The sequence below is a fragment of the uncultured Lactobacillus sp. genome (assembly GCF_944327175.1).
Lineage (GTDB): Bacteria > Bacillota > Bacilli > Lactobacillales > Lactobacillaceae > Lactobacillus.
In genome coordinates this window covers 21946-28092 of sequence record NZ_CALVGT010000042.1, presented here as the reverse complement: position 1 = coordinate 28092, position 6147 = coordinate 21946, and the positions used below count along the sequence as shown (strand labels likewise).

The following is a 6147-nucleotide window of genomic DNA, read 5'->3' as shown; positions in this document are numbered from 1 at the left end:
CTTATTGCTGCCAGCAGCTTTTTACCCCCCGCCTTTTGCTGGAAACGGGCGGGATCTTGACCTATTGTTTGGCCCTGGGCCTGGTCTTGACAGCGAAATTGCCGAAATTTAAGCAGGCTTTTTGGCTGAACGGCCTGCTGACGCCTTTTTTGCTCTACTTTTTCTACCAGGTCAATGTCTGCACGATTTTTTACAATATTTTAGTCGTGCCCTATTTCAACTATATCGTCATGCCCATGACCGGCCTGGCTTTGCTGGCTCCGCCGGGTCTAACGGCTTTTTTTGAAAAAATCCTGGAGGCGGCGGAAGGGGTGTTGGCTAATCTGGCGAAAACTGGTTTTGGCCAGCTGGTCTATGGCCAAGTCAAGGCCTGGCAGCTGGCCCTGCTTTTTGCCTTGACCTTCCTGTATCTTATTACGATGAAAAAGAAATACCGCCATATTCTGGCGGCGGTCTATCTCTTAATTTTTATCAGCATCCACTTTCCCTTGGAAGGACAGGTCTCTTTCATCGACGTGGGCCAGGGCGACAGTATCCTTTTAACGACGCCCATCCGCCGCCGGGTCTACTTGATCGATACCGGGGGCAAGCTGACTTTTGGCCAAAAGAAGCGAAGCCGGCCCCAGATCGACCGAATTACCATTCCCTTGCTTAAAGCCCAGGGAATCAGCCAGATCGACGGGGTCTTCGTCAGCCACCAGGACGCCGACCATGTCGGTGACCTAGGCCCCTTGCTCGAAGAAATGCCGGTCAAGCGCCTATATATGGGGGTGGGTCTTATTCAAAATCCCAGCTTCCGGGCCAGGATAGCCGGCCGGGTAGAGAAGACCAAGCTGATTGAGCTGAAGGCGGGGATGGAGGTAAAAGAAGCGATCAGCTTCCAGGTTCTGCACCCGGAAGTAGCGGGGAAAGGGGAAAACAAGGACTCCTTGTCGCTCACTTGCCGCCTGGCTGGGAAAAGCTGGGCCTTTACCGGTGACCTGGACCAGGCAGGAGAAGAAGCAATTATCAAGAAGTATCCAGATTTAAAAATTGACTACTTCAAACTTGGCCACCACGGCAGCGATACTTCTTCTTCAACTGCGTTTTTGCAGGCAATCCAGCCAAAATTAGTCTTTATTTCAGCTGGCCGGAACAACCGCTACCACCACCCCAAGCCGGAAACTTTAGCCAAATTGCATCAGCTGAGGATTCCCTACCTCAATACTCAAACAGAAGGGATGATCAGCTGGCATTACGGCATCAGGGAATACTTCAGCAGTTTTCTGGAAGGGCGGCGGGTGTGTTATCATTATTAAAGACTTTACTTTTAGAGGGAGGAAAGCGGCTTGCCAAATTTGATATCCCTGTTTCCCAACAGCCAGGCGGGAAATCCAAATGTCCTGTTGCAGGGACCAGATGCTTTTTTAAATGACTACCTGGCTCACAATTATGTCCAGCAGGCAGCCTTTCAAGGCCTGGAGAAGGTGACGGTTGACTGCGAGAGCGACCCGCTGGACGACTTGATCGCGGCCTTGGCGGAAGCCAGCCTCTTTAGCCAGCAAAAAATAGTCTTAGTTAAGAATCCCATCTTTTTGACGGGAAAGTTCCCGGCCAAATATAAGCAGCAAGGTGACCGGCTGCTGGAAATCTTCAGTCACCTGGACCAGATTGACGACGTGATCGTTTTAGTCGCCAGCTATGAGAAGCTGGACCGGCGCAAGAAACTGACCAAGCAGGTGGAAAAGAGCTTCAATACGGTCTCAACCGCGGTCAAAAGCTATGAAAGCGGCCGGGTCATGCAGGCCTTAGTCAAGGCTGAAGGCTACCGCTTTGCTGGCGGGGCCCTGGACCTGCTCATGGAGAGAAGCGACCAGGTTTTGGATGTGGCCCTGGGTAATTACAACAAGCTGAAGGCGATCAGCGATGGCCAGGAAATCAGCCGGGACCTGGTGGACCGGAATATCGACCTTAGCTTAGACCAGAACGTTTTTGCTATTCTGGAGGCAGCTTTAAGAGGCGACTACCAAGAAGCCATCGACCGCTTGGACGGGCAGCTGCGAGAAGGGACTTATCCCCTGCAGCTGGTCGCGGTCTTTTTCAGCCAAGTTGAATTTTTGCTCTGTGTGAAGGTGATGGGACAGAGAAGGCGGAGTGAAAGCGAGATCGCCAAGGAATTGTCCGCCCACCCTTACCGGGTCAAGACGGCTTTGAAGTCCAGGGCGAAGGTCGGCCAGCTGAAGAAGATGCTGGCTCAGCTGATCCAGCTGGACTACCGCTACAAGAGCGGGGTCTACCAGGGCAGCCGCTTTTTAAAGGCTTTTATCCTGACCTGCTAGGGAAAAAGAGAAAAAACAAAAAAGAGCGGGAAACGGATTGTTTCTCGCTCTTTTGTTGATTGCTAGTTTAATTACTTAGCAAGCTTAGCCAAACGACTCTTGTCACGGTTAGCCTTGTTCTTGTGGATCAAGCCCTTTGAAGCAGCCTTGTCCAATTCACGGATAGCAGCAACGTGTAATTCGGAGGCGTTGTCCGCACCAGCAGCTTGAGCAGCCTTAAACTTCTTAACGGCAGTTCTCATAGTGCTGAGTTGAGCAGCATTGCGTTCGTTAGCAACAGCTTGAGTCTTAACACGCTTGATAGCAGATTTGATTTGTGGCATTAGGTTCACCTCCAATAACTGATTGAAATTCACTAAATTATTATACTGAAAGCCAGCGCCAGATGCAAGAAGAAATTTTACTTGCTTTTTCTAAAAAATCGGGTATGATTATATTTGTTATGTGAACCTTGGACGTTGTCTTTACGTTTCACCTAACGGCTGACGCTGTCCGGGGCAATTTTTTAAAAAAGAAAGGTGCAGAAACATGGCAGTTTCAAAAGAAAGAAAGAACGAAATCATCAAGGAATACGCAACCCACGAAGGCGACACTGGTTCCGTAGAAGTACAAGTTGCTGTTTTGACTGAAGACATCAACAACTTGACTCAACACATGCGTGAACACTCACACGACCACCACTCATACGTTGGTTTGTTGAAGAAGATCGGTCACCGTCGTAACTTGCTTCGCTACTTGCAAGAAAACGACCTGGAACGTTACCGTGCATTGATCGCTCGTTTGGGTCTGCGTCGTTAATCAAAGACCTACCAAGAGGCTGGGATTTCCCGGCCTCTTTTCTTTTTCCTTTTTTCTGCTCTTCACTTTTCTTTCTTTTTCCTTTACAGGATTAGTGACTATCATGCTTATGCCCTTTATGTTAAAATTAAAAAGATTATAAGCGTTTTGATCGACAGATCCATATAAAGCATCTATCAGACAAAGAATTGATTTACATGATTACGAAAAGGAGAGGTTTATGTCAGACAAGTTAAAAATCATGGTTCTCAGCGGGGTCCGCGAGCAGGGCAAGAATATGTTTGCCGTTCAGGTAAACGATGAAATCTTTGTTTTGGACGCTGGCCTCAAGTACCCGGACAGTTCATTGTTTGGGATCGATGTGGTAATTCCGGACATGGAATTCTTCAAGCAATACGGCGACCAAGTGGCGGGGATCTTCTTGACTCACGGCCACGCTGACTCCATTGGGGCCCTGCCATACATTTTGCGGGACTGGGACATTCCGGTTTTTGGTTCAAAACTCACCATTGAACTGGCCAAGATCGACGTACAAAGAGAAAACAAGCGGCGGAACAACCAGCTTTTCAACGTCATCGACGCCGATACGGAAATCGACTTTAAGAATGCCAGCGTGTCCTTCTTCCACACCACTCACTCAGTGCCCGATTCTTTGGGGATCGTCATCCATGCTCCCCAAGGGCAGATCGTCTACACCGGTGACTTCAAGTTTGACCCTTCATCCCGGCCGGCTTACCGCACTGACATGACCCGGCTGGCTGAAATCGCGGAAAACGGCGTTTTGGCGCTTTTGCCGGACTCCTCAAACGCTGAAGCGGTCTTCCCGAATGCCAGCGAAAATGAAGTCGGCACCTACATCACCAACGTCTTCAGAAACGCCAAGGGCCGGATTATCGTGGCCGGTAAAGCTTCCAACTTGAACCGGGTCCAGCAGGTCTTTAACGCTGCTGCCGCTACCGGCCGCCGGGTCCTTTTGACTGGCCGGGACGTGGCCAAGATCGTCCACACGGCCATGAAGCTGGGCTACCTGGAAGTGCCGGACGGGCTTCTAATGAAGGTCAAGGAACTCAAGGACGTGCCGGATGAAAAGACTGTCATCTTGGAAACCGGCCGGATGGGCGAACCGCTCCAGTCCCTGCAGAAGATGGCTAACAACCGCCACCGGATGATCACCATTCACGAAGGGGACCTGGTCTTTATTGCTACCACTCCGTCACATGCTGTTGAAACTACGGTGGCCATCACCAGTGACATGGTTTACCGGGCTGGCGGCACGGTTATTGAACTTGGCCGCAACATGCATACTTCCGGCCACGCGACTGGCCGGGACCTGCAGACCTTGATCGACCTCTTGAAGCCGCGGATTTTGTTACCGGTTATCGGGGACTACCGGCTTTTGGAAGCAGTCAAGGACTTAGCTGTTGAAACCGGGATGGACCCGGACGACGTCTACATTACCCAAAACGGGGACTGCCTGGAATACGACACTAAGCGCGGACAGTTCTTCCGCGGGGATGCCGTGCCGGGTGAAGACACGATGATCGATGGCTCCGGGGTCGGCGACGTGGGCAACATTGTTTTGCGCGACCGGGAAGTTTTATCAGATGACGGGATCTTCATCGCGGTAGTGACGATTGACCGCAAGAAGAAGAAGATCGTGTCTGAACCGCAAGTCACTAGCCGGGGCTTTGTCTACATTAAGGCCAACCACAAGCTGATGAATGACTCTATCCAGGTCATCAAGGACTCTATCCAGGCTAACTTTGAACACAAGAAGTTTGACTGGACTGAACTCAAGCAAGACATGCGCTCCAGTCTGGAGAAGTTCCTTTACAAGCAGACCAACCGCCGGCCGGTTGTTTTGCCAGTTGTCATGGAAGTCAACCAGAACCGGCACCGGGCAATGCAGAAGAAGGCCGAAGACGCGGCTGAAGGTAGCAAGGAAAAGACTGCTAAGAAGAAGCCAAACCGCAAGAAGCAGACCAGGCCGGCAAATAAGACCGCTAAAACTGGCAAGAAGCCAGCCGCTAAGGGCAAGAAGCCGGTAAACAAGAACAAGAAGAAGGACAGCGAGGCAGATGACAAGCGTTAGCCAAGAGAACCTGCTGAAATTGGCCAGACGGGCCGAAGCAGGCGGGGACTACCAGGCTGCCTGCGGGCACTTGGAAGAGGCCCTAAGGCTGGGTTTTGACGAAGACCTGGCTCTGGACTTGTCCCGGCTTTTGCGCTTAAACAAGGAAGAAGATCAGGCTTATGCCCTTATCAAGGCACTGCCTGATCTTTTTTCCCGGGAGGAAGTGCGTGACGAGTATGGGCAGGTCCTGGCAGCCAATAATTTTTTGATTGAGGCTCTCCAGGTCAAGCATCTGACAGAGGGAGAGGTCGACTTCCCGGTTTTGCCAGCAGACAAAAAGGAACAAGAGAAAATCCTGCTTGCTTTTAGAAAAAAGCAGGCAGTCAGCCAAAGCCAGTATGAGCAGCTTTTGAAGCTGGATTTGCCGACTTACCTGGCCTTTGCCAGAAGCCTTTTGCTGGATCCTTTGGCCAATTACGCCTTGCGCCTGGCGGTTTGCGAGGACCTAGTCAAGCTGGGGGTTGAAGAAGAGATGCAGGTTATGATCCTGGGGGACTTGAAGAGTTTTGTGCCCGCTGAAACAGCTTTGCTCAAGCAGGACCCAGTCTACCGGGAATTTATCGCTTCTTTAGCCAGCCGCTACCAAAACCGCCCAAGCGAACTGCCTTTGATCTTGGCTGAAGGAAATTTCGCTTTTGGCCAGCTTTATCCCTGCCAGGGAGATTACGTGACTAATCCCGATGCTTTTGCCCGGGACTTGACCGGTTTTTTACGGCAAAAGCGGGGTGGGGAGAGCCAGAATTTGCTGGAAAAAATCTATCAGAAAAATAGTGATTAATCTTTTTGCAAATCACTTTACTTTTTGCCGGCATTTAGTATAATCATTTTTGGATATTTTCAAGAAGTTGCGCTATTGCTACTAGCGTACTTCTTAGGAAAGTAGTACAATATTCAACA

6 protein-coding genes are annotated in these 6147 nt (G+C 50.5%); 5 read left to right on the top strand and 1 reads right to left on the bottom strand.

The genetic code is table 11. The features are described 5' to 3' along the window. Both Q0J41_RS05550 and holA read left to right on the top strand, forming a co-directional pair. Positions 1 to 1298 (top strand): ComEC/Rec2 family competence protein (locus tag Q0J41_RS05550; protein ID WP_296227183.1); only part of this gene is annotated, 1298 nt, incomplete at its 5' end. Between the two features lie 30 nt (positions 1299 to 1328). Continuing rightward, on the top strand, positions 1329 to 2318 hold the full coding sequence (gene holA / locus Q0J41_RS05545) for a DNA polymerase III subunit delta (RefSeq protein WP_296227182.1): 990 nt from the start codon (positions 1329 to 1331) through the stop codon (positions 2316 to 2318). Positions 2319 to 2389: 71 nt separating this feature from the next. Here holA and rpsT read toward each other — a convergent pair whose 3' ends face one another. Next, positions 2390 to 2641, bottom strand: coding sequence for a 30S ribosomal protein S20 (gene rpsT, locus Q0J41_RS05540; RefSeq protein ID WP_270448164.1), 252 nt, complete (start codon positions 2639 to 2641; stop codon positions 2390 to 2392). A gap of 205 nt (positions 2642 to 2846) precedes the next feature. Between rpsT and rpsO the strand changes: the two genes are divergently transcribed. The 3 genes from rpsO to Q0J41_RS05525 all read left to right on the top strand — a co-directional run bounded on the left by rpsO (position 2847) and on the right by Q0J41_RS05525 (position 6028). Next, a complete protein-coding gene (gene rpsO / locus Q0J41_RS05535) occupies positions 2847 to 3116 on the top strand; it encodes a 30S ribosomal protein S15 (protein WP_002879084.1) in 270 nt (89 codons plus the stop codon). A gap of 220 nt (positions 3117 to 3336) precedes the next feature. Next, positions 3337 to 5208, top strand: coding sequence for a ribonuclease J (locus tag Q0J41_RS05530; protein WP_296227168.1), 1872 nt, complete (start codon positions 3337 to 3339; stop codon positions 5206 to 5208). Further along, entirely contained in the window at positions 5195 to 6028 is an 834-nt protein-coding gene (locus tag Q0J41_RS05525) for a tetratricopeptide repeat protein (protein ID WP_296227167.1), read from the top strand. The genes Q0J41_RS05530 and Q0J41_RS05525 overlap by 14 nt, the downstream gene beginning before the upstream one ends. Positions 6029 to 6147 lie beyond the last annotated feature (119 nt).

What these genes read in the sequence shown, in the direction of transcription:
- rpsT (WP_270448164.1), bottom strand. Translation starts at nt 2,641, where the DNA reads ATGCCACAAATCAAATCTGCTATCAAGCGTGTTAAGACTCAAGCTGTT.
- rpsO (WP_002879084.1), top strand. Translation starts at nt 2,847, where the DNA reads ATGGCAGTTTCAAAAGAAAGAAAGAACGAAATCATCAAGGAATACGCA.
- Q0J41_RS05530 (WP_296227168.1), top strand. Translation starts at nt 3,337, where the DNA reads ATGTCAGACAAGTTAAAAATCATGGTTCTCAGCGGGGTCCGCGAGCAG.
- Q0J41_RS05525 (WP_296227167.1), top strand. Translation starts at nt 5,195, where the DNA reads ATGACAAGCGTTAGCCAAGAGAACCTGCTGAAATTGGCCAGACGGGCC.